Origin of the sequence: Arthrobacter sp. UYEF36 (assembly GCF_040547025.1) — a bacterium.
GTDB lineage: Bacteria > Actinomycetota > Actinomycetes > Actinomycetales > Micrococcaceae > Arthrobacter.
The window spans coordinates 157,070-180,325 of record NZ_JBEPOX010000010.1 but is presented as its reverse complement, the minus strand read 5'-3'; the positions used below and the strand labels follow the sequence as shown (position 1 = coordinate 180,325).

Annotated in this window: 17 protein-coding genes and 1 pseudogene; 15 read left to right on the top strand and 3 right to left on the bottom strand. The window is 66.4% G+C overall.

The genetic code is table 11. From position 1 onward, the window contains the following. The first annotated feature begins 204 nt into the window (after window positions 1-204). The 3 genes from pucL (at window position 205) to ABIB29_RS15425 (ending at window position 4,859) form a co-directional block, all read left to right on the top strand. On the top strand, window positions 205-1,113 hold the full coding sequence (gene pucL, locus ABIB29_RS15435; RefSeq protein ID WP_354173681.1) for a factor-independent urate hydroxylase: 909 nt from the start codon (window positions 205-207) through the stop codon (window positions 1,111-1,113). A 190-nt stretch (window positions 1,114-1,303) separates the two neighbouring features. Next, window positions 1,304-2,809, top strand: a complete 1,506-nt coding sequence (locus ABIB29_RS15430) for a nucleobase:cation symporter-2 family protein (RefSeq protein WP_354173680.1) — start codon at window positions 1,304-1,306, stop codon at window positions 2,807-2,809. Between the two features lie 718 nt (window positions 2,810-3,527). Beyond that, complete coding sequence (locus ABIB29_RS15425; RefSeq protein ID WP_354173699.1) at window positions 3,528-4,859, top strand: FAD-binding oxidoreductase; 1,332 nt, start codon at window positions 3,528-3,530, stop codon at window positions 4,857-4,859. A gap of 227 nt (window positions 4,860-5,086) precedes the next feature. Here the strand turns inward: ABIB29_RS15425 and ABIB29_RS15420 are convergent, their stop codons facing one another. Then, window positions 5,087-6,883, bottom strand: coding sequence for an L-lactate permease (locus ABIB29_RS15420; RefSeq protein WP_354173679.1), 1,797 nt, complete (start codon window positions 6,881-6,883; stop codon window positions 5,087-5,089). Between the two features lie 234 nt (window positions 6,884-7,117). Here ABIB29_RS15420 and ABIB29_RS15415 point away from each other — a divergent pair, with 234 nt between their 5' ends. Together ABIB29_RS15415 and ABIB29_RS15410 are read left to right on the top strand one after the other, a co-directional pair. Continuing rightward, a complete protein-coding gene (locus tag ABIB29_RS15415) occupies window positions 7,118-9,298 on the top strand; it encodes a malate synthase G (RefSeq protein ID WP_354173678.1) in 2,181 nt (726 codons plus the stop codon). Next, window positions 9,295-9,723 (top strand): GlcG/HbpS family heme-binding protein, encoded by a 429-nt coding sequence (locus tag ABIB29_RS15410; RefSeq protein WP_354173677.1) that lies wholly within the window; start codon window positions 9,295-9,297, stop codon window positions 9,721-9,723. Before ABIB29_RS15415 ends, ABIB29_RS15410 begins: the two co-directional genes overlap by 4 nt. Before the next feature lie 105 nt (window positions 9,724-9,828). On the opposite strand, the pseudogene ABIB29_RS15405 reads toward ABIB29_RS15410, so the two are convergent. Next, a pseudogene (locus tag ABIB29_RS15405) lies at window positions 9,829-10,297 on the bottom strand (SDR family oxidoreductase). A gap of 22 nt (window positions 10,298-10,319) precedes the next feature. Continuing rightward, the gene (locus ABIB29_RS15400; RefSeq protein ID WP_354173676.1) at window positions 10,320-11,075 is read right to left on the bottom strand and encodes an IclR family transcriptional regulator; all 756 of its coding nucleotides are present in this window, start codon (window positions 11,073-11,075) and stop codon (window positions 10,320-10,322) included. A 239-nt stretch (window positions 11,076-11,314) separates the two neighbouring features. On the opposite strand from ABIB29_RS15400, the gene ABIB29_RS15395 reads away from it, so the two are divergent. From ABIB29_RS15395 to allB, 10 genes are all read left to right on the top strand, one after another. Further along, window positions 11,315-12,727: an NAD-dependent malic enzyme gene (locus tag ABIB29_RS15395; RefSeq protein ID WP_354173675.1), complete on the top strand. Its 1,413-nt coding sequence runs from the start codon at window positions 11,315-11,317 to the stop codon at window positions 12,725-12,727. Between the two features lie 42 nt (window positions 12,728-12,769). Further along, a complete protein-coding gene (gene aceB, locus ABIB29_RS15390) occupies window positions 12,770-14,368 on the top strand; it encodes a malate synthase A (protein WP_354173674.1) in 1,599 nt (532 codons plus the stop codon). 3 nt (window positions 14,369-14,371) lie between these two features. Beyond that, complete coding sequence (locus ABIB29_RS15385; protein WP_354173673.1) at window positions 14,372-15,682, top strand: DUF6986 family protein; 1,311 nt, start codon at window positions 14,372-14,374, stop codon at window positions 15,680-15,682. A gap of 20 nt (window positions 15,683-15,702) precedes the next feature. Next, complete coding sequence (locus tag ABIB29_RS15380; RefSeq protein WP_354173672.1) at window positions 15,703-16,518, top strand: bifunctional allantoicase/(S)-ureidoglycine aminohydrolase; 816 nt, start codon at window positions 15,703-15,705, stop codon at window positions 16,516-16,518. Window positions 16,519-16,608: 90 nt separating this feature from the next. After that, window positions 16,609-16,770 carry a hypothetical protein gene (locus tag ABIB29_RS15375; protein ID WP_354173671.1) on the top strand — a complete coding sequence of 54 codons (162 nt, stop codon included), beginning with the start codon at window positions 16,609-16,611 and terminating at the stop codon, window positions 16,768-16,770. 284 nt (window positions 16,771-17,054) lie between these two features. Continuing rightward, window positions 17,055-17,855 carry a hydroxypyruvate isomerase family protein gene (locus tag ABIB29_RS15370; RefSeq protein ID WP_354173670.1) on the top strand — a complete coding sequence of 267 codons (801 nt, stop codon included), beginning with the start codon at window positions 17,055-17,057 and terminating at the stop codon, window positions 17,853-17,855. Between the two features lie 65 nt (window positions 17,856-17,920). Beyond that, window positions 17,921-18,799: a 2-hydroxy-3-oxopropionate reductase gene (locus tag ABIB29_RS15365; RefSeq protein WP_354173669.1), complete on the top strand. Its 879-nt coding sequence runs from the start codon at window positions 17,921-17,923 to the stop codon at window positions 18,797-18,799. A 128-nt stretch (window positions 18,800-18,927) separates the two neighbouring features. Then, window positions 18,928-20,718, top strand: coding sequence for a glyoxylate carboligase (gene gcl / locus ABIB29_RS15360; RefSeq protein ID WP_354173668.1), 1,791 nt, complete (start codon window positions 18,928-18,930; stop codon window positions 20,716-20,718). A 3-nt stretch (window positions 20,719-20,721) separates the two neighbouring features. Continuing rightward, window positions 20,722-21,918, top strand: coding sequence for a glycerate kinase (locus tag ABIB29_RS15355; RefSeq protein ID WP_354173667.1), 1,197 nt, complete (start codon window positions 20,722-20,724; stop codon window positions 21,916-21,918). Continuing rightward, entirely contained in the window at window positions 21,911-23,254 is a 1,344-nt protein-coding gene (gene allB / locus ABIB29_RS15350) for an allantoinase AllB (RefSeq protein WP_354173666.1), read from the top strand. Before ABIB29_RS15355 ends, allB begins: the two co-directional genes overlap by 8 nt. Window positions 23,255-23,256: the final 2 nt, after the last annotated feature.

Here is a 23,256-nt window from a genome sequence, read left to right as displayed (position 1 = left end):
CCACCGCCGGACTGGGCTAGCCTAGAGGGTAATTCGTGGCGCAGGTCACGTAACCTGGGAGCAGCAGGCAGGGTTGTAATGAGCTGGCGTCAACTGACGTCGGCTCTTTTTTGTGGGCCGGCGGAGAAAGATACGAACGCGAAATGCGGACGAAATTTCTATGTGGGATTTTGATTCCACATACCGGAAGTTGGGAAACCCACCATGAACAACAAGATCGTCCTCGGACAGAACCAGTACGGCAAAGCGGAAGTCCGGGTCGTCAAGATCACCCGCGACACGGAACGCCACGAGATCGAAGACCTCAACGTCACCTCGCAGCTCCGCGGCGACTTCGCCGCGGCCCACCTGGAAGGCGACAACAGCCATGTGGTGCCGACGGACACCCAGAAGAACACCATTTACGCGTTCGCACGGGACGGCATCGGCTCCCCGGAGGCATTCCTGCTCCGGCTCGGAGACCACTTCACGTCCAGCTTCGACTGGGTGACCGGCGGCCGCTGGGCGGCCGAGTCCTACAGCTGGGACCGCATCCAGGCTCACGGCGCCGCCCACGACCACTCCTTCGTGCGCAACGGCCAGGAAATCCGGACCGCCGTCCTGGTCCGCGACGGATCCGACCGGCACCTCATCTCCGGCCTGAAGGACCTGACCGTCCTGAAGTCCACGCAGTCAGGATTCGTCGGCTACCCGCAGGACAAGTACACCACCTTGCAGGAGACCACCGACCGGATCCTCGCCACCGATGTTTCCGCCCGCTGGCGCTTCAGCCCCGGCACGGATTTCAGCTCGCTCGACTTCAACAAGAGCTACGAGGACGTCAAGGGACTCCTGCTGGAGGGCTTCACCGAAAAGTACTCCCACGCCCTGCAGCAGACCCTGTTCGACATGGGCACCAAGGTCCTGGAAGCACATAGCGAGATCGAGGAAATCAAGTTCTCGATGCCCAACAAGCACCACTTCCTGGTGGACCTCTCACCGTTTGGCCTCGACAACCCCAACGAGGTCTTCTTCGCCGCTGACCGCCCGTACGGCCTGATCGAGGCGACGGTCCAGCGCGATAACGCTGCATCGGCCGAGATGGCCTGGTCCGGTATCACCGGCTTCTGCTAGGACCCCCGCCCCGCCGGTTTAGCAAGCCGGTCTAGCAAGCCTTTTCAGCGAGCCGGTTCGGAGCCACCGCCTGTTCCAGGGCCAGCCCCAGCACCGGCCCTGGAACAGGCCATCACCCCACAAGCCACATCTGTTAGCCAGACACCGTTAGCCAGACAAGGACGTCTGCCATGAACCAAGAAAGTCTGCCATGAACATGAAGAAGAAGCCGTCCGGGGTCAAGACCCGGGCCGGCCGAACACCGTCCACCCGGCCCGAGGATGAACGCCTCCCGATCGCCAGCAGCTTCGCGTATGGATTCCAGCATGTCCTGACCATGTACGGCGGCATCATTGCCGTCCCCCTGATCGTCGGTCAGGCCGCGGGCCTGTCCCCCGCCGACATCGGGATCCTGATCGCCGCAGCGCTCTTTATGGGCGGGCTGGCAACCCTGCTCCAGACCCTCGGCCTGCCGTTCTTCGGATCCCAGCTGCCCCTGGTGCAGGGCGTGTCCTTCGCCAGCGTCGCAACCATGGTGGCGATCGTCACCGGAGGCGGAGGCCTGCCGGCCGTTTTCGGGGCCGTCATCGTCTCGGCCGCGATCGGCCTCCTTATTGCCCCGGTCTTTTCGAAGATCGTCCGGTTCTTCCCGCCGGTGGTGACCGGAACGGTGATCACCACCATCGGCCTGACGCTGATGCCGGTGGCCGCCAACTGGGCCATGGGCGGCAACAAGAAGGCCGCCGACTACGGCAGCATGGCGAATATCGGGCTCGCCGCTATCACGCTCGCCCTGGTGCTTCTGCTCAGCAAGGTCGGCAGTGCCACGGTTTCCCGCCTCTCCATCCTGCTGGCCATGCTGGGCGGAACGATCGTGGCGGTGCTGACCGGGATGGCCGATTTCTCCAAAGTCGGGAACGGCCCCATCGTGGCGTTCCCGACGCCGTTCCACCTCGGCGCACCCACCTTCGAGGTGGCCGCCATCATCTCCATGGTGATCGTGGTCCTGGTGATCCTGACCGAGACCATGGCCGACATCCTCGCCGTCGGTGAGATCGTCGGTACCAAGGTGGACTCGAAGCGGATCGCTGCAGGCCTGCGGGCCGATATGGGCTCCAGCCTGATAGCGCCCATCTTCGGGTCCTTCACCCAGAGCGCGTTCGCCCAGAACGTCGGGCTGGTCGCCGTCACCAAGATCAAGAGCCGCTACGTGGTCGCCGCCGGCGGCGTCATCCTCGTCCTGCTCGGCCTGCTGCCCGTCATGGGCCGCGTCGTGGCCGCGGTGCCCACAGCGGTTCTGGGCGGGGCAGGCATCGTCCTGTTCGGCACCGTTGCCGCCAGCGGCATCCGCACGCTGGCCAAGGTGGAGTACAAGAACAACATGAACCTGATCATTGTGGCCGCCTCGATCGGTTTCGGCATGATCCCCATCGCCGCTCCGACGTTCTACGACCAGTTCCCGTCCTGGTTCGCCACCATCTTCCACTCCGGCATCAGCTCCGCCGCCGTGATGGCCATCCTGCTGAACCTGCTCTTCAACCATCTGAAGGCAGGCAACTCGGAGAACCAGTCGGTGTTTGTGGCGGGGACGGGACGGGTCATCCGCGAGGAGGACCTCAAGTGCCTGGCCGACGGCGACCGCTTCGAGGGCGGCAGGCTGATCGACTGCGACGGCAAGGAAGTTCCCGTGGAAACGTCGACCAAATCCGAGCACTGACCGCCGGCGGCACCCCCAACATGGCAGGTGTGGCCCCTTTCCCGGAAGGAAAAGGGGCCGCACCGTGGCCTCGCCGGTTGCCGGACGAGGGCCTGGCGAAGCAGCTCCACCGCCGTCCTGGCACTGCAGGGCTAAGGACACACACCGTCTACGTCAAGGGGCGATGGCGGCCTCAACGCAGCCGTATTCCCCGGCGGTCACCTGAGTGTGGTCTCCAGGCCGTACCCGGATCAGTCCCAGCGGCGTGCCAGTAAGGATCAGTTGTCCGGGGCGCAGATGCAGACCGTAGTCCTCCAGATGCCGCGCCAGCCACCGCAGCGATCCCGCCGGTCCTCCGGGGACGCCGCCCATTGGCCCCTGCCACGAGTTCCTGCAGCGTCGGCCGCTTCCCGCGGAAGACGTAGTTGTGCAGCTCGATGACCGATCCGGCCGTCCTTGCCCAGGCGCACAGCCAGTTCACCCTCGATCGCGGCGGGCGGCCAACGAGGGCACGAAAGCAGTCATGCGCGTAGCGTATCCAGACCCCCAGCCACACAACTCCTCTTCCTGAAGAATCGGGTTAAACCATTGACCCGTCAGCAGGCGCGTCCTAAAGTTATCCGTGCAGCAGAAGTTTGTTTTCACTATACGAAATGCCAAGCATCTTCTGAACTGGTCTATCGCATAACAAAGGGGTTTCGTGGATACGTCACTGTCAACAAGCTCAACGTCAGCTGTCCTGGACGGCTCACGCGGCGCATCTGTTTCAGAACAGGATCGGCTGGCGGCGAGCACTGACCGGTCAGGTTATGTCTCGCCATCGTTGCCGGACGGCGTGGTCTTCGCTGAGTCAGCGGAAGACATTGTAAATACAGTCCGGCTCGCGGCCGCCCACGGGGCTCCAATAGTCCCCCGCGGCGCCGGAACAGGACTCGCCGCGGGTGCTTCGGCCAGAGCAGGGGAAGTGGTCCTCGATGTATCGCGGATGAACCGCATACTGCGGATCGATCCGGTGGAACAGCTCGCCGTGGTGCAGCCCGGAGTTCTCAACGCCGACCTTAATGCGGCCGCCGCCGAGCACGGACTCTTCTACGCTCCAGACCCTGCCAGCACCGCGATCTGTTCGATCGGCGGCAACGTCGCCACAAACGCCGGCGGAATGAGGTGTGCCAAATACGGCGTAACCCGCGAGGCCGTGCTGGCGCTTCAGGTAGTACTCGCAGACGGCAGGATGCTGCGCACGGGCCGGGAGACCATCAAGGGCGTGACCGGGTACGACCTCAACGCCCTGATTGTCGGTTCGGAAGGAACGCTCGGCGTGGTGGCTGAAGCGACGGTTCGGCTTCGTCCGCTGCCGGTTGCGACTGCCACGGTGGCAGCCTACTTCCCCGACTTCGCCACAGCCGCGGCGGCCGCGTCGGCGGTTATCGCCGCCCGCATCCAGCCGTCCCTCCTTGAACTGATCGATGGCCAGACCCTTGAGGCAATCGATATGGCGATGGGCACCGGTTACCGGTCAAAGGGCGGTGCTTTTCTCCTGGCGCAGACCGACGGATTCGGTGCGTACCTGGAGCAGGACGTGCTCATCGAGGCAATCAAGCCGTACGCATCGTCATACGAAAAGGCAACCGATGCGGATCATGCGAATGAACTCATCACTGCACGACGGGAGGCGATTCCTTCCCTTGAGAAGTTGGGCCGGGTGTCCATCGGAGACATCGGTGTTCCGCGCGGCAGGCTTGCTGAAGTTGCCGTTGGATTGGACGAGATCTCTGCCCGCACCGGTGTCCGGATTTTCTCGGTGGTGCACGCCTCCGATGGAAATCTCCATCCCATGCTGGTCCTGAACCCGGAGGACTCGGTTACGGAGGGGCCCGCAAAGGCGGCCCTGGGCGAGATGTTCCACCTGGCCAAGCGGCTGGGAGGCACGCTCACCGGTGAGCATGGAGTGGGCCTCCTCAAGCGGGACTGGCTCCTCCCGGAGCTCGGAGAGGTGTCCCTGAATGTGCAGCGGGCCATCAAAGACGCCCTCGACCCACACGGCATTCTCAATCCCGGCAAGGCCATCTGAACCCTCGCCGGTCAGACGGCCCGTAAGTACATCACATTGAAGCCCGGCTGGTGCCACCCAGCCGGGCTTCTTTGTCGAGGTTCGCCGGGTTCCTGTGCGGCGTGGGACCTTCGGATACCACCCTTTGGGCAGAGTGCTCTGTGCTGCTGAGTGATTGTGCAGGCACCGTCAGCACGACGCCGCCGGTGACGGATACGGATCCGAACCACCGACGGCGTCGCTTGCGGCTAGTGTTGCTTTTCCTCTTCGAGTACCAGCGGCTCGGCGGTCTTCTGCCGCATCATCCAGCGGGCAATGAAGGCCAAGGCTGCTGCGAGCAGTACCAGCATGATGGTGCCCAGGTTGAACCCGAGACCGTGGATGAAGATGAATGCAATCGCTCCCGCGGCCAAACAGTAATAGGTCGTCACCAGGATTGTCTTCCGCAGCAGGTCACCCTCACGTCCAAGCAATCCCACGGTTGCTGCAGCGGCCACGATGTTGTGGATGGCGATCGGATTCCCGCCGGCCCCACCTACAGCCTGTGCCGCTACAATTTGCTCCGGCGGCACACCGATCGCCGCTCCGGTTGAGAACTGGAACTGGGCGAAGGTCAGGTTGGAGACCGTGTTGGAGCCTGCCACGAATGCCCCCAGTGCGCCGATCCACGGCGCGATCACTGGCCATGAATCGCCTGTCAGCGCTGCGGCACCTTCGGCGAGCGTGACCGGCATGCTCGATAGCCCTGAGGAGTTGAAGTCCGGTCCGGAGTTGATGAGAACCCGCACGAGCGGCACGGCGAAGAGCAGCGCGACAGCAGTTCCGCCAAGCTGACGGCCGGATATCTTCAACGTACGCACAATTTGCCCGCGATCCATCCGGTGAAGCAGGTACGCGAATACCGAGGCGAGGATCAGCAGGAAGGCAGGCGAGTAGAACGGCTGTATTGAGGTGGTGATCCCGCTGCCAAGGATATTCTCGAAATTTATGGCAAGACCTGATAGATAGGTCTTCAACGGAGCGATCACGCGTGTGGCCACCAGCAGTCCCGCCATCAGCACATAGGGAGACCAAGCGCGGACCAGGGTCATGCGGGAGGAGATTTCGGTTGCGGCTTCGGGTTCAATCGAGCCCATCCAGCGGTCTGACCAAGCGGACCGCGGGCCGAACTGGAAGGAATCCTTCGGCATCAGGAACCCCCGGCTCGAGGTGTACATCACCAGAACGAGGCCGATCAGTCCACCGAAGAGCGATGGAAACTCGGGGCCGAGGAACCGGGCCACCAGGACATACGGGACGGTCATCGCCAGTGAGGAGTACAGCGCAAACGGCCAGATCGCCAGGCCGTCCCGGAACCGGCGCTCCGGACCGAAGAAGCCGGTGAGCATGCATACCAGAATCAGGGGAATGAGCAGGCCGACTATTGCATGAATGGCAGCAACCTGGAATCCGATCGACGCTACAAACTCGGGCATGGTGAGACCGAGAACCGAAATGCGTTCCGCCACCGCGGGGTCACCGCCCAGCCCTTTGCCCACGCCCACCAGGATGGGCGTTCCAACAGCCCCAAAGCTCACCGGCGTACTTTGAATGATCAGGCCGACCATTACTGCCGCCATGGCAGGGAAGCCCATTGCCAGCAGGAGCGGCGCGACCACGGCGGCAGGGGTGCCGAATCCGGAAGCACCCTCAATGAAGGATCCAAAGAGCCAGCCGATGATTATGGCCTGGACACGACGATCCGCAGAGATGTTGTTGAATCCTGCGCGGATGGTGGCCATGGCACCGCCGACTGTCAGTGTGGAAAGGAGCAGGAGCGCCCCGAACACAATGTAAAGAAGAGTGCCGGCGGTGATGAGGCCCTCCAGTGAGGCCGCCAACACGCTGGTGAAATCCATTCTCCAGATGAGCAGGGCTACCAGTACCACCAGGAGATAGCCCACCGGCATCGCATACTTCGCGGGCCATCTGAATCCCGCTAGGAGTACGCCGACAATAAGTATGGGTGCCAGCGCCAGCAGGCTAAGCACAACAAGGTTGTCCACGATTGGTCCTCTCTGACCATATTTCGTAGGGTGGAATAAACTTTCCAGTCGAATAGGTATGAGCTTAGGTGTGACGTACGACTCGGTCAATGGTCTGGGGCGCGTCCGCCCGTGGTGTCGACGGGAGTGGGATTTTCCCCGAGCGCAGCATTGACAGGCATCGCTGCGCTGGCTAGGTTCTATTTATTGAAATATTCTTTCCGCTTTGCGGAATAGTGGGAATGGGCGAGGAACATGTCGAACCGAATAGAAACCAACGGTCTTAACGTCGCCGAAGAGCTCTATGCCTTCGTCCGGGATGAGGCGTTGCCGGGCACTGGGATCGAAGAGGAGGCATTTTGGAGCGGCGCCGCGGCGCTGATCGGGCAGTTTTCTCCGCAGGTGCGCGATCTGCTGGGCGTCCGTGACCGATTGCAGCAGCAGATCGATGAGTTCCACCGCTCCAACGGCCTGGCGGACCCCGATGTCTATGAGGAGTTCCTGCGCTCGATAGGCTACCTGGCCGATGAGCCCTCGGATTTCACCATCGCGACCGACCGGGTCGACCCCGAAATCGCCACGATTTCCGGACCCCAGCTGGTTGTGCCGCTGCTGAATGCACGCTTTGCGGTCAACGCGGCCAACGCCCGCTGGGGTTCGCTGTACGACGCGTTGTACGGCACTGACGTCATCGACGAGGCGGAGGGACGTGAGCGGACGGGCGGCTACAACCCGGTCCGGGGCGCCGCCGTCGTCGCCCGCGGACGGGAATTCCTTGACGGGCACGCGCCATTGGCGGCCGGCTCGCACGCAGATGTCACCTCTTACCGCATCGCAGGCGATGTCTTCGTCGCCGAGACCCTGAACGGCACGACAGAGCTGGCAAACCGCAGCCAGCTCCGCGGCTATCGCGGAGCCGCAGAGGCGCCGGAGGCTGTGCTGCTCGTCAATAACGGCCTGCACATGGAAATCCAGATCGACTTCTCGCATCTCATCGGCTCGGGCGACCCTGCCGGCGTGAAGGACATTCTGCTGGAGTCCGCAATCTCAACAATCATGGACCTCGAGGACTCGGTGGCGGCTGTCGACGCCGAGGACAAGGTTGCCGGCTACCGCAACTGGCTGCAGCTGATGCAGGGCACGCTGACCGCTGAGGTCACCAAGGGTGGAGGCACCCATACCCGACGGCTGAACCCTGACCGTGTCTACACCGCACCCGACGGCTCCGAATTGGCACTGTCCGGCCGCTCACTGCTGCTCATCCGCCAGGTTGGCCACCTCATGACCAGCGACGCGGTTCTTGATCCGGCCGGTGATCCGGTACCGGAAGAAATCCTCGACGCCCTGTTCACAGGCCTCGGCTCCGTGCACGACCTGCGCGGGCCGCACGCCCGCCACAACTCGCGAACCGGCTCTGTATACATCGTGAAGCCAAAGATGCACGGACCGCGCGAAGTGGCTGTGGCCTGCGCCCTGCTCGCGGCCACAGAGTCCGTCCTGCGCCTGGACCCGCTCACCCTCAAAATCGGCATCATGGACGAGGAGCGCCGCACCTCGGTCAACCTCAAGGCCTGCATCTGGGAGGCCCGCGATCGCGTGGTATTCATCAACACAGGGTTCCTGGACCGCACCGGCGACGAGATCCACACCTCGATGCTCGCCGCGCCCATGGTGCGAAAGGCCGATATGCGCTCCTCCAGCTGGATCGCCGCCTACGAGGACGCCAACGTCGACATCGGACTGGAGTGCGGCTTCCGCGGCCGGGCCCAGATCGGCAAGGGCATGTGGGCTGCGCCGGACAACCTGGCGGACATGCTCGCCCAGAAGATTGCGCACCCGCTCGCCGGCGCCAACTGCGCCTGGGTTCCCTCGCCAACCGCCGCGACCCTGCACGCCGTCCATTACCACCAGGTCGATGTGGATGCCCGGCAGGCTGAGCTCGGCGGGGCACGCCGGTCCACGTTGCGGCAACTGCTGACCATCCCGGCCGGGGACCCCTCCGGTTGGGACGCCGATGCCCGCCGTGACGAGCTGGACAACAACATTCAGAGCACCTTGGGCTACGTCGTGCGCTGGGTAAACGCCGGCATCGGATGCTCCAAGGTTCCCGACATTCACAGCGTGGCGCTCATGGAGGACCGGGCCACTTGCCGCATCAGCTCCCAGCATGTCGCCAACTGGCTCCGGCACGGCATTGTTACCACGGAGCAAGTGGAAGAATCGCTGCGCAGGATGGCCGCGGTCGTCGACAAGCAGAACGCCTCCGATCCGGACTACCTGCCGATGTCCCCCGCGTTCGACACCGAGGCGTTCCTGGCCGCCCGCGAGCTCGTACTTGAGGGCGCCGCGCAGCCGTCCGGATACACCGAACCCGTTCTCCACAGGCGCCGCGCAGCGCAGAAAAACATCGACGACCTCGCCAGGAGCATCTCATGAGCATTGACCTATCCACCGCCCAGTCGATCATCGCCGAGGCCCTCGCGACGGGTCAGCAACACAGCTTCAAGCCGCTGACCGTCGTGGTGCTCGACGCAGGAGGGCACGTCACCGCCGTCGCCCGCCAGGACGGCGCTTCGAACAACCGCTTTGAAATTGCCCAAGGCAAGGCCTATGGGGCCCTCGCCCTCGGGATGGGCTCGCGTGCACTTATGGAGCGGGCCGAGCAGCAGGCGTACTTCATCGCCGCCGCGACCGCCGCTCTCGGAGGCCGCCTGATCCCGGTGCCCGGCGGCGTCCTCGTACGCGATGAAGACGGCACGCTCAAGGGTGCCGTGGGCATCAGCGGGGACAGTTCCGACAACGACGAGACCGCGGCTGTGACGGCGATCGAGGCGGCCGGCCTGACGGCGCAGGTGGCATAACCGCCGGGTGGCCTGACCCGCCGGGCTCACGCGCAACCGCGCGGGCCCGGCGGCTCCTGGCATCGACCTTAATGCGCAAGCTCTATTACTGAACGCTTTTTTTGGCTATCCGCGCCCGATGAACGGCATGCCCGACGCCGTGACCACCAGGGACCCCACGCTGGCGGAGGCTGGCATCCCGGCCATGAGCAGTACCGTGTTTGGTGACGGTGTAAGCCACCGTCCGGGGCCGCGGCGAATGAGCGGCGATGGAACCGTTGTTGATGATCCGACCGCCTTGCGGCGACTGCGCCTTCATGGCGCGGACGGCGGCCGCGGCGCAGAGCATGGAGCCGGTCAGGTTCACGGCCACTGTCGCATCCCTCCGGCCAGGCTGATCTCGTCCACGGAAGCCGCCGGGCCGAATACGCCCGCGTTGTTGAACAGCACGTCCACCCTCCCCCATTGCGTTATCGCTGCGCGAAGAGCCGCTCCACATCCGCCGTCCGGCCAGGACCACGCGAAAGCCATCCTCCAGCATGAGTCGCGCCACAGGCCGACCGAGTCCTGACCCGGCACCGGTTACAACAGCAATCGCTGGGTGACGGGCCGCAGGATCAGTTACGGTTGAGCTCGTCCGAGATGGCTTGGGCGGCTTCGCGCAGCAGCGGCACGGCCCGGTCCGCGAAGGACTTGTCCACCCGTGAAACGGGGCCGGAGACGGAAATCGCCGCGGGGGTCGGGGCGTTGGGGATGGCGATGGCGAAGCAGCGGACGCCGATCTCCTGCTCTTCCTCGTCGATGGAGTAGCCGCGGTCCCGGATCAGCTTGAGGTCCGCGAACAGGGACTCGACGTCGCCGATGCTCTTCGGGGTGGGGGTGGGCATGCCCTTCCGGGTGACGATGCCGCGCACCGTCTCGTCGTCCAGCTGCGCCAGGATCGCCTTGCCCATGCCGGTGGCGTGCATGTAGCCGCGGCGGCCCACCTCGGTGATCATCCGCATGGAGTGCAGGGACGGGACCTGGGCCACGTACATGACCATGTCCGAATCCAGCACCGCCATGTTGGCGGTTTCGCCGAGCCGCTCCACGAGCGACTGGAGCTGCGGCCGGGCCAGGGCACCGAGCTGCTTGTTCGCCCCCTCGCCCAGGCGGATCAGGCGCGGACCCAGGGCGTAGCGGCGGTTTGGCAGCTGCCGGATGTATCCCAGCGTGACCAGGGTGCGCAGCAGCCGGTGGATGGTGGGCAGCGGCAGATCGGTGGAGGACGACAGTTCACTGAGTGTGACGTCCCCGCCGGCATCAGTGATCAGCTCCAGAAGTTCGAAAACGCGCTCAACGGACTGCACGCCTCCGGGGGCTTTTTCGGCCATAGCTTGGGTCTCCTGAGGGATCGCTTGCGACAACTTTTATCCGCATCGTGAAAAAAGTGCTTTGTAGACCCAAGATACAGCACCCCCGGCCATCGTCAATGAGGCCCAGGCCGCGCCGACACGCCCGGGATGCCTTCACGCAGGGCTTGTGTTTCCACGAAGTAGATAATAATATCCATAATACGAAATTAGTGCTGGCAGCAAGCGCCCGTCAGCGGGCCGACTAGGAGGAAAATTCAATGGCGAATCCGAGCCCCGGAAATTCGATCACCCTGCGCGTGGAGGCACCGTCCAGCTTCACCGCCACCAGCGAACTGGCCGCAGCCGTCGGCGCCGCCGGCGCCGCGATCACCGCCCTGGACGTCACCGAGTCACACCACGAGACCCTGGTAGTCGATGTCACCTGCAACACCACGGATGACGACCACGCCGCACGCGTCAAGGACGCGCTTAACGCGCTCGACGGCGTCACCGTCCGCAACGTCTCGGACCGCACCTTCCTGATGCACCTCGGCGGCAAACTGGAGGTGGTCCCGAAGGTCGCCCTGCGCAACCGCGACGATCTCTCCCGCGCCTACACCCCCGGCGTGGCACGCGTCTGCATGGCCATCGCGGAAAACCCCGAGGCCGCCCGGAACCTGACCATCAAACGCAACACCATCGCCGTCGTCACCGACGGCTCCGCCGTCCTGGGCCTGGGAAACATCGGCCCGGCCGCCGCGCTGCCGGTGATGGAAGGCAAGGCTGCGCTGTTCAAGCAGTTCGCCAACGTCGACGCCTGGCCGGTCTGCCTGGACACGCAGGACACCGAGGAAATCATCAAGATCGTCAAGGCACTCGCCCCGGTCTACGGCGGCGTCAACCTCGAGGACATCGCCGCGCCGCGCTGCTTCGAGATCGAAACCCGGCTCCGCGAGGAACTCGACATCCCGGTCTTCCACGACGACCAGCACGGAACCGCCATCGTCACCCTCGCGGCCCTGGCCAACGCCCTGCGCGTGGTGGGCAAGAAGCTCCCCGACGTCCGGATCGTCGTGTCCGGCGTCGGGGCGGCCGGCTCCGCCATCATCGCGCTGCTCAAGGCGCAGGGGGCCCGGAACATCATTGCCGCCGGCCGCTCGGGCGCGATCCACTTCGGCGAACAGTACAACGACGAGCACCGCACCTGGATTGCCGAGAACACCAACGAACAGGGATTCTCCGGCACCCTGCACGAGGCGCTCAAGGGAGCCGACGTCTTCATCGGCGTCAGCGCACCGCACGTGATCGGCGAAGAGCAGGTGGCATCCATGGCCAAGGACGCTATTGTGTTCGCCATGGCCAACCCCACACCGGAAATCGATCCGGTCATCGCCTCACGGCACGCCGCCGTGGTGGCGACCGGCCGCAGCGACTTCCCCAACCAGATCAACAACGTCCTGGCCTTCCCCGGTTTCTTCCGCGGGCTCCTGGACGCGGGGGCAGCGGACATCACCCCCGAGATGCTCGTCGCCGCCGCCGAGGCGATCGCGAAGCGGGTGGCTGACGACGAGCTCAACGCCAGCTACATCATTCCCAGCGTCTTCGACCCCCACGTTGCCGCCGATGTCGCCGCCGCCGTAGCCGCGGCGGCCCATGCAGCGGCCCCGGCCGCCGCGCTCGCGCACGCCTGATTCCGATCTGCAGCCCTGATTCACCGAACAGGAAGGACCACAATGGCTCTCACCATTTCAGCCCAGCACCCCGTTGACCGTGCGGAGGAGATCCTTACCCCCGAGGCCCTGGCCTTCATTGAGGAACTGCACCAGCGTTTCGCCGCCACCCGCGGGGATCTGCTCAGGGCCCGCGCGGTCAAGCGCGAGGAGGTGGCCCGCACCGGCCGGCTCGATTTCCTGCCGGAGACCCGCGACATCCGCGAGGGCGACTGGTCCGTTGCCGCCGCCCCGGCAGCCCTGCAGGACCGCCGGGTGGAAATGACGGGCCCGGCCGCGCCGGCCAAGATGGCCATCAATGCCCTGAACTCCGGGGCCAAGGTCTGGCTCGCTGACCTCGAGGACGCCAGCACGCCTACCTGGTCCAACGTGATCGAATCGATCCTGAACCTCCGCGACGCCGCGGCCGGCACCCTGGCGTACACCTCCCCCGAGGGGAAGGAATACACGCTCCGGACCGACGCGCCGCTGGCCGTCGTCGTGGCACGCCCGCGGGGCTGGCACATGAGCGAGCGCCATCTGCTGATCGGCGGCGAGCACACCGTGGGCGCCCTGGTGGACTTCGGCCTGCACTTCTTCCACACCGCCAAGCAGCTGCTGGAGAACGGCCGGGGCCCCTACTACTACCTGCCCAAAATGGAGAGCCACCTCGAGGCCCGCCTCTGGAACGAGATCTTCGTTTTTGCGCAGGACTACCTCGGAATTCCGCAGGGCACCATCCGCGCCACCGTCCTGATCGAGACCATCCCGGCGGCGTTCGAGATGGATGAGATCCTCTACGAACTCCGCGACCACGCCTCCGGCCTGAATGCCGGGCGCTGGGACTACCTGTTCAGCATCATCAAGTATTTCCGCGACGCCGGATCGCGCTTTGTGCTGCCGGACCGCGCCACCGTGGCCATGACCGCGCCGTTCATGCGCGCCTACACCGAACTGCTGGTCAAGACCTGCCACCACCGCGGCGCCTTCGCCATGGGCGGCATGGCGGCCGTCATCCCCAACCGCCGCGAGCCCGAGGTGACGGCCCAGGCCTTCGAGAAAGTGCGCGCGGACAAGACCCGCGAGGCGAACGACGGCTTCGACGGGTCCTGGGTGGCCCACCCGGACCTGGTTCCGGTCTGCCGCGACGTCTTCGACGCCGTCCTGGGCGGGCGGCCGAACCAGCTGGACAAGCAGCGCCCGGAAGTTTCGGTCACTGCGGACCAGCTCCTGGACATCGCCTCCGCGAACGGCACGGTCACCGAGGCGGGCCTGCGCCTGAACCTCTACGTCGCCGTCGCCTACACCGCGGTGTGGATCTCCGGCAACGGTGCCGTCGCCATCCACAACCTGATGGAGGACGCCGCAACGGCCGAAATCTCCCGCTCGCAGGTGTGGCAGCAGATCCGCAACCAGGTGGTCCTCGCCGACACCGGCCGGACCGTGACCCGCGAACTGGTGTCCGGAATCCTGGCCGAGGAAACCGAGAAGCTCCGCGGCGAGGTGGGCGAGGACGCCTTCGCCAAGCACTACCTGCCCGCCAGCAAGCTGATCGGCGACATTTGCCTCTCCGAGGACTACACGGACTTCCTCACCACTCCGGCCTACGAACTGGTGGGCTGAGCCATGAATGTCCCTCCCTCCGGGCCGCTCTCGGTGTCTCCCTCCGGGGCACTCTCCGGCGCCGACCTGGGCCGGATCGATGCCCAGCTCGCGGCGACCGACCTGATGCTCGAGCGGAACTACCCGGGCGACGACGGCACCCGCCAGCCGGTCCACACCGTCTACGTCCCGGCCGACCGCTTCACGCCGGGCTTCGCCGAAGGCTGGGGCGCCCAGGCGCTGGCCGTCGCCGAAGCCCACGGCGGGCTGGAGCGGCTCGGAACCCTGCTGGGCCAGGACCCCGAGCTGGCCGCCGCCGTCGCATCCCGCGTCGCCGCGAAGCTCGGCAGCGAACCGATCGAGGACCTCCGGCTGGACTTCGAGGACGGCTACGGGGACCGGGGTGACGACGCCGAGGACGCCGACGCGGTCGCTGCTGCAGCCGCCGTGGCCGCCGCGGTGGCGGACGGCAGTGCCCCGCCGTTCATCGGGATCCGGTTCAAGTGCTTCGAGGCGCCCACCCGTGCCCGCGGGCTGCGCACCCTGGACCTGTTCGTCTCCGGCCTGGCCGCCGCCGGCGAGCTCCCGGAAGGGCTGGTCCTCACCCTGCCCAAGGTCACCACCGTGGCCCAGGTGCAGGCGATGGACTACGCCGTGTCCCGGCTGGAGGAAGTCCACTCGCTGCCCGCCGGCCGCCTGCGCTTCGAGGTCCAGGTGGAAACACCGCAGCTGATCCTGGGCCCGGACGGCACCTCCCCGGTGGCGCAGCTGCCGCACGCCGTTCCGGGCCGGATCAGTGCCCTGCACTACGGCACCTACGATTACTCGGCCTCCCTGCAGATCTCCGCGGAATACCAGTCGATGGAGCACCCGGTGGCGGACTACGCCAAAGAGGTGATGCAGCTGGCCGTCGCCGGCACCGGCATCCGGCTCTCCGACGGGTCCACCAACGTCATCCCGGTCGGCGACGGGGTGCAGGACGCCTGGCGGCTTCATGGCCGGCTGGTCCGCCGCTCGCTGGAACGCGGCTACTACCAGGGCTGGGACCTTCACCCGGCCCAGCTGCCGAGCCGTTTCGCCGCCACCTACGCGTTCTACCGGCAGGGCCTTCCCGCCGCCGCCGCACGGCTCCGCAACTATGTGGAGCGCACCGAGGGCGGCGTGATGGACGAACCCGCCACGGCCAGGGCCCTCGCTGCCTTCGTGCTGCGCGGCATCCAGTGCGGTGCCGCCGGCGCCGAGGAAGTCCGCGGGCTGACCGGCTTGGGGCTGCCCCAGCTGACCGTCCTGGCCCACCCCCGGCTGGCGCAGCCGGCAGCCTCCCACAACCACTGACCCCTTAAAGGAGTGCACCCATGAGCAACTACTTTTCCCCCGAAGGCGGCCTGCCGCCGCAGACCCAGCTCCTCACCGACCGCGCCGTGGTCAAGGAGGCCTACACGGTCATCCCCAAAGGGGTGCTGCGTGACATTGTCACCAGCAACCTCCCCGGCTGGACCAAAACCCGCGCCTGGATCATCGCCCGCCCCATCGCCGGCTTCGCCACAACGTTCTCGCAGCTGATCGTGGAAGTGGCGCCGGGCGGCGGCAGCAATAAGCCCGAGGCGGAGGCCGGCGTCGAAGGCGTCATCTTCCTCACCAAGGGCGAACTGACGCTGACGCTCGACGGCGAGATCCACCACCTCGAGTCCGGCGGCTACGCCTATCTCGCCGCCGGCTCGGACTGGAAGGTCTCCAACGATGCTGCCTCGGACGCTGCCAGTTTCCAGTGGATCCGCAAGGCCTACGAACCGCTGGACGGCTTCACCGCGAAGTCTTTCGTGACCCGCGACCAGGACGTCGAACCGCGGCCCATGCCGGACACCAACGGCGCCTGGGCGACCACCCGCTTTGTGGACCCGGACGATCTGGCCCACGACATGCACGTGAACATCGTTACGTTCCAGCCCGGCGGCTCCATCCCGTTCGCCGAAACCCACGTGATGGAACACGGGCTCTTTGTCCTTGAGGGCAAAGCCGTTTACCGGCTCAACGACGACTGGGTGGAGGTCGAGGCCGGCGACTTCATGTGGCTCCGCGCCTTCTGCCCGCAGGCCTGCTACGCCGGCGGGCCGGGTCCGTTCCGCTACCTGCTCTACAAGGACGTCAACCGGCAGATCCGCCTCACCTAGGCGCGGCCGGAACACTGGGCCCGCCCCGCCTGACGGGGCGGGCCCTTTCCCGTTACGGTGGGGCTTGGCGGCGCTTGCTAGCCTGAGGCTGTGAAGTACGAACGCTTGTGGATCGGAATGCTCGTTGGCGCAGCCCTCGGCTTCGCTATCGGCGTGACCACCGCCGACAAGCCGTTCACGGGCCTGCTGATCGGCGTCGCCGTCGGTGCGCTGGTGGGCCTGGCGGCCCGGAAAGACCCCTCGAAAGGGTAGGGCAGCCCCCGCCCTGGACTGCCCGGACAATGATGGCCCCGGGCCCTGAGGCTGCGCCCTGACGCCCCTGGCCCTGACGTCCCACCAGCTGTGGCTGTGCCCGGAAACATCATGGTCCCGGCTGAGGACCCGGCAGCCACGCCCTTCACCATTCACCCCTTGACCAACCCGCCCCACTTTCCCTACACTTTTCATAAAGCAGAATCTTTATTCCACCAAGCGGAAGTTGCGAGAGGCGAGGAAGCCCCTCCGCCAGCTCCCGCCCGCACCGGAAAGAACCCACCATGACGTACACCGTGAACTGCTCCATCCTGCTGACCGAACTGCCGCTCCTCGAGCGGCCCGCCGCGGCGAAGGCTGCCGGCTTTGACGCCGTCGAGTTCTGGTGGCCCTTCTCGGCATCAGTCCCCGCCGACGCCGAGGTCACCCGTTTCGAGCGGGCCATCACCGACGCCGGGGTCCAGCTCACCGGCCTCAACTTCAACGCCGGTGACATGCCCGGCGGTGACCGCGGCCTCGTGTCCTGGAAGGGCCGCTGCGCCGAGTTCAAGGACAACATCGACGTGGTGGCCGGCATCGGCGGACGGCTCGGCTGCACGTCCTTCAACGCCCTCTACGGCAACCGGCAGGACGGGCAGACCCCGGAGGCCCAGGACGAACTGGCGGTCAAGAACCTCGCAGCCGCGGCCACGGGAGTGGCGGGCATCGGCGGCACCGTGCTGCTCGAGCCGGTCAGCGGGGCCCCCAGGTACCCGCTCCTCACGGCCGACGACGCCGTCCGGGTCATCTCCCGCGTGAAGGAGGAAACCGGTGCGGGCAACATCAAACTCCTCGCCGACTTCTATCACCTCTCGGTCAACGGGGACGACGTCGCCGCCGTCATCGAAAAGCACGCCAAAGACTTCGGCCACATCCAGATCGCCGACAACCCCGGCCGCGGGGCTCCCGGAACCGGTGAGCTTCCCCTCGGCGAGTGGATCGCCCGCAGCCGCCAACTCGGCTATGAGGGCTACATCGGCCTCGAGTACAAGGCACCGGCGGAAACCGCATTCGCCTGGGCCATCCGCCAGCGCATCGCCCGTTAGCCACCCGCACCCGCCGCAACCCAGCAGCACACCCGCGCTAAAAAGACTTCAGTAAAGGAACCATCATGAGCAATATTGCAGTCATCGGACTCGGAATCATGGGCCTGCCCATGGCCATCAACCTGGTCAACGCCGGCCACACCGTGACCGGCTTCAACCGCAGCCAGGACAAGATCGACAAGCTGGTCTCCGAAGGCGGCCGGGGTGCCTCCAGCGTCGCCGACGCCGTCAAGGACGCCGACGTCGTTCTCACCATGGTGCCGGACTCCCCCGACGTCGAGGGCGTCGTCAGCGGCCCCGACGGGGTGTTCGCCCACGCCAAGCAGGGCGCCCTGTGGATCGATGCCAGCAGCATCCGCCCGGATGTCGCCAAGCGCCTGGCCGACGACGCCAAGGCCGCCGGCATCCGCGCCCTGGACGCCCCGGTGTCCGGCGGTGAACAGGGCGCCATCGATGCCGCCCTGTCCATCATGGTCGGCGGCGACGCGGCAGATTTCGAAGCCGCCCAGGATGTCCTGACCGCGGTGGGCAAGACTATCGTCCACGTCGGCCCGGCCGGCTCCGGCCAGACCGTCAAGGCAGCCAACCAGCTGATCGTCGCCGTCAATATCGAGGTCCTGGCCGAGGCCATCGCCTTCCTCGAGGCCTACGGCGTCGACACGGACGCGGCCCTCAAGGTCCTCGGCGGCGGCCTTGCCGGCTCCAAGGTCCTGGAGCAGAAGGGTCAGAAGATGCTCGACCGCAACTTCGACCCCGGATTCCGCCTGGCCCTGCACCACAAGGACCTGGGCATCGTCACCTCGGCCGCCCGCGAAGCCAACGTCGCCGTCCCCCTCGGCGCCGTCGTCGCGCAGCTGGTCGCCGCCACCGTCAACCAGGGCGACGGCGGACTGGACCACTCAGGACTCTTCAAGCAGGTCCTCCAGCTCTCGGGTCGGAAGTAACCAGGCCGCCACCAGGCAGCGCAGCCGCCCGGCCCGCCAGGCCAGGCCTCCCATCCCCAAAGTGCCCCGCGACGGTTCGCCGGGCCTTCCTTCAGCACACCCAAAAACAGACTTCCTAGGAGTACACCATGACTAAGATGCGCACCGTAGACGCTGCCGTCGCCATCCTGGAAAAGGAGGGCGCCACCGAGGCGTTCGGCCTGCCAGGTGCGGCCATCAACCCGTTCTATTCCGCCATGCGGAACCACGGCGGAATCCGCCACACCCTGGCCCGCCACGTTGAGGGCGCCAGCCACATGGCGGACGGCTACAGCCGGGCCAAGGACGGCAACATCGGCCTCTGCATCGGCACCTCCGGGCCCGCCGGCACGGACATGATCACCGGGCTGTACGCGGCCTGGGCCGATTCCATCCCCATGCTCTGCATCACCGGCCAGGCCCCGGTGGCCAAGCTGCACAAGGAAGACTTCCAGGCCGTCGACATCGAATCCATCGCCAAGCCGGTCACCAAGATGGCCATGACCGTCCGGGAACCGGGCCAGGTGCCGGGCGCGTTCCAGAAGGCGTTCCAGCTGATGCGCTCCGGCCGCCCGGGCCCGGTGCTGCTGGACCTGCCCATCGACGTGCAGCTGGCCGAGATCGAATTCGACATCGACGCCTACGAACCCCTGGCCGTTGAGAAGCCGCGGGCCAGCCGCAAGCAGCTGGAGAAAGCCCTGGACATGCTCACGGCAGCCAAGCACCCGCTGATCGTGGCCGGCGGCGGCATCATCAACGCCGGCGCGTCCGCGGAACTGGTGGAACTGGCCGAACTGCTGGGCGTTCCGGTCATCCCCACCCTGATGGGCTGGGGTGCCATTGCCGACGACCACCCGCTAATGGCCGGGATGGTGGGCCTGCAGACCTCGCACCGCTACGGCAACGAGACCATGCTGGCCTCCGACTTCGTCATCGGCATCGGCAACCGGTGGGCAAACCGCCACACCGGCGGCCTGGACACCTACACGGCGGGCCGGAAGTTCGTTCACATCGACATCGAGCCCACCCAGATCGGCCGCGTGTTCTCCCCGGACCTGGGCATCGCCTCCGACGCCGGCGCGGCCCTGACGGGACTGGTGGAGCTGGCCCGCGAGCGCCAGGCAGCAGGATCCCTGCCGGACTACAGCGCCTGGGCTGCCGAGTGCCAGGACCGCAAGGCCACCCTGCACCGCAAGACGCACTTCGAGAACATCCCCATCAAGCCGCAGCGCGTGTATGAGGAGATGAACAAGGCCTTCGGCCGCGACACCACGTACGTGTCCACCATCGGCCTGTCCCAGATCGCCGGCGCCCAGATGCTGCACGTGTTCGGGCCGCGCAAGTGGATCAACGCCGGCCAGGCAGGACCCCTGGGTTGGACCGGCCCCGCCGCGCTCGGCGTGGTGCGCGGCAAGCCGGACGAGACCGTGGTGGCCCTGTCCGGCGACTACGACTTCCAGTTCATGATCGAGGAGCTGGCCGTCGGCGCGCAGTTCAACCTGCCCTACATCCACGTGGTGGTGAACAACTCCTACCTGGGCCTGATCCGCCAGTCCCAGCGCGGTTTCAACATGGAGCAGAACGTGTCCCTGGCGTTCGAGAACATCAACTCCAGCAGCCTCTCGGCGACCGCCAGCGGCTACGGCGTGGACCACATCAAGGTGGCCGAGGGCCTGGGCTGCAAGGCCATCCGGGTGGAGGATCCCACCGACCTGGCGTCCGCCTTCGACAAGGCCAAGGCCCTGATGGGCGAGTTCCAGGTTCCCGTGGTGGTTGAAGTGATCCTGGAAAAGATCACCAACATCTCCATGGGCGTGGAAATCAACGCCGTGAACGAGTTCGAGGAACTGGCCGAAACCGCCGCGGACGCCCCCACCGCCATCCTGGCACTGCAGGCGTAAACCATGCGGATCATCATTGCGCCGGACAAGTTCAAGGGATCTCTCTCCGCCCCGGACGTCTGCAGGCACCTGGAAAAGGGCCTGCAGGCGGGCGCCGGCGGCAACCTTGACGTCATCCGGATTCCCGTGGCCGACGGCGGCGAGGGCACCCTCGAAGCCGCCGTCGGCTCCGGTTTCACCCGGCGCACCGTCACGGTGGCCGGCCCCACCGGCGAACCCGTGGACGCGGACTTCGCCGTGCGGAACCACGAGGCCGTCATCGAAATGGCCACCGCCTCCGGGCTCGCGCTGCTGCCGCAGGTCATGGCCGGCGGCCGGCCGGATCCGAAAACAGCCGCCACGGCCACCAGCCGGGGCACCGGCCAGCTGATCCGCGCCGCCCTGGATGAGGGCTGCCGCCGCATTGTGCTGGGCGTTGGGGGAAGCGCGAATACCGACGGCGGCGCCGGACTCCTGCAGGGGCTCGGCGCCAGGCTCCTGGACCGCCAGGGCAACGAACTCCCGGCCGGCGGTGCCGCGCTGGCCGATCTCCACAGCATCGACTTCACCGACTTTGAACCCCGTCTGGTGGATACACGCTTTGTGCTGGCGTCCGACGTCGACAACCCCCTGCTGGGCGCCCAGGGCGCCGCGGCGGTTTTCGGCCCGCAGAAGGGCGCCACACAACAGGATGTCGACACGCTCGACGCCGCCCTGGCCAGGTTTGTCGAAGTCCTGGCCAGGGAAATCGGATTCCGTGCTGTTAAGGCAGCCGAAGCGCCCGGCGCCGGCGCGGCAGGCGGCGTGGGCTTTGCGGCCATCGCCGTCCTGGCCGCCACCCGGCGCCCGGGCATCGACGTGGTCCTCGGCTTCACCGGCCTGGCCGAACGCCTGGCTGGCGCCGACCTGGTGATCACCGGCGAAGGCAGCCTGGACGAACAGAGCCTGCTGGGCAAGACCCCCATCGGAGTAGCCCGGGCCGCAGCCGCGCAGGGCGTGCCCGTGATCGCCGTCTGCGGCCGGACCACGCTGGCTCCCGGCCAGGCGGCCGCCGCCGGCTTCGAGGACATTTATGCTTTGACCGCGCTGGAAAGCAATGTAGACAGGTGCATAGCAGAGGCGGGAGCGCTTCTGGAGCAGCTAGGCACCCGAATCAGCGGCTGGCTGGCGGCTGAAAAGCCCGCCGGCACCGCCCATACCAAGGAGGACCTCCGTGTCTGAAGAACGTTTTGACCTGGTCATCCGCGGCCGGCGCATCCTCACCACCGCCGGGATCGCCCCGCGCGAAGTAGGCGTCCGCGGCGGCAGGATCGTGGCCCTGGAACCGTTGGGCAACGGCCTGGCCGGCACCGAGATCATCGAACTGGCCGACGACGAGACCCTCCTTCCCGGGCTCGTGGATACGCACGTTCACGTCAACGAACCCGGCCGCACGGAGTGGGAGGGCTTCGCCTCCGCCACCCGCGCCGCCGCAGCGGGCGGCGTGACCACCATCATCGACATGCCGCTGAACTCCATCCCGCCCACCACTTCCGTGGAAGGCCTCAAGCTCAAGCGCGAAGTGGCCGAGGACCAGGCGTTCGTTGACGTGGGCTTCTGGGGCGGCGCAGTGCCCGGCAACAAGGCGGACCTGCGTCCGCTGCACGACGAGGGCGTCTTCGGCTTCAAGTGTTTCCTCCTGCATTCCGGCGTGGACGAATTCCCGCACCTGGAAGCCGATGAGATGGAAGAGGACATGGCGGAACTGACGTCCTTTGACTCGCTCATGATCGTCCACGCCGAGGACTCGCACGCGATCGACCGCGCCCCGCACCCCGGCGGCGACCACTACGCCACCTTCCTGGCCTCTCGCCCCCGCGGCGCCGAGAACAAGGCCATTGCCGAGGTCATCGAACGGGCCCGCTGGACCGGTGCGCGGGCGCACATCCTGCACCTCTCCTCCTCGGACGCATTGCCCATGATCGCCAGCGCCAAGCGCGACGGCGTGAAGCTCACCGTGGAGACCTGCCCGCACTACCTGACCCTGATGGCGGAGGAGATCCCGGACGGCGCCACAGCGTACAAGTGCTGCCCGCCCATCCGCGAGGCCGCCAACCGGGAACTGCTCTGGAAGGGCCTCCAGGACGGCACCATCGACTGCATCGTCTCCGACCATTCCCCCAGCACCCTAGACCTCAAGGACCTGGAAAACGGCGACTTCGCCGTGGCCTGGGGCGGGGTCTCCTCCCTCCAGCTGGGCCTGTCCCTGATCTGGACGGAGGCCCGGCACCGCGGTATTCCGCTGGAACAGGTGGTCTCCTGGATGGCCGGCAAGCCCGCCGCCCTGGCCCGGCTGACCACCAAGGGCCAGCTCGCCCTGGGCTACGACGCAGATTTCTCGGTCTTCGCGCCGGACGAGGCCTTCGTGGTGGACGTCTCCAAGCTCAAGCACAAGAACCCCATCACCCCGTACGACGGCAAGGCACTCTCCGGCGTGGTCCGCCGGACCTTCCTGCGCGGCCACGAAATTGACGGCCGCACGCCCAGCGGACAGCTGCTCCGCCGCGGTGGAGTCTGACG

Excerpts from the sequence above, each read along its gene's own strand:
- pucL (WP_354173681.1), top strand. The coding sequence starts at position 205 with ATGAACAACAAGATCGTCCTCGGACAGAACCAGTACGGCAAAGCGGAA.
- ABIB29_RS15430 (WP_354173680.1), top strand. The coding sequence starts at position 1,304 with ATGAACATGAAGAAGAAGCCGTCCGGGGTCAAGACCCGGGCCGGCCGA.
- ABIB29_RS15415 (WP_354173678.1), top strand. The coding sequence starts at position 7,118 with ATGTCGAACCGAATAGAAACCAACGGTCTTAACGTCGCCGAAGAGCTC.
- ABIB29_RS15410 (WP_354173677.1), top strand. The coding sequence starts at position 9,295 with ATGAGCATTGACCTATCCACCGCCCAGTCGATCATCGCCGAGGCCCTC.
- ABIB29_RS15400 (WP_354173676.1), bottom strand. The coding sequence starts at position 11,075 with ATGGCCGAAAAAGCCCCCGGAGGCGTGCAGTCCGTTGAGCGCGTTTTC.
- ABIB29_RS15395 (WP_354173675.1), top strand. The coding sequence starts at position 11,315 with ATGGCGAATCCGAGCCCCGGAAATTCGATCACCCTGCGCGTGGAGGCA.
- aceB (WP_354173674.1), top strand. The coding sequence starts at position 12,770 with ATGGCTCTCACCATTTCAGCCCAGCACCCCGTTGACCGTGCGGAGGAG.
- ABIB29_RS15385 (WP_354173673.1), top strand. The coding sequence starts at position 14,372 with ATGAATGTCCCTCCCTCCGGGCCGCTCTCGGTGTCTCCCTCCGGGGCA.
- ABIB29_RS15380 (WP_354173672.1), top strand. The coding sequence starts at position 15,703 with ATGAGCAACTACTTTTCCCCCGAAGGCGGCCTGCCGCCGCAGACCCAG.
- ABIB29_RS15370 (WP_354173670.1), top strand. The coding sequence starts at position 17,055 with ATGACGTACACCGTGAACTGCTCCATCCTGCTGACCGAACTGCCGCTC.
- ABIB29_RS15365 (WP_354173669.1), top strand. The coding sequence starts at position 17,921 with ATGAGCAATATTGCAGTCATCGGACTCGGAATCATGGGCCTGCCCATG.
- gcl (WP_354173668.1), top strand. The coding sequence starts at position 18,928 with ATGACTAAGATGCGCACCGTAGACGCTGCCGTCGCCATCCTGGAAAAG.
- ABIB29_RS15355 (WP_354173667.1), top strand. The coding sequence starts at position 20,722 with ATGCGGATCATCATTGCGCCGGACAAGTTCAAGGGATCTCTCTCCGCC.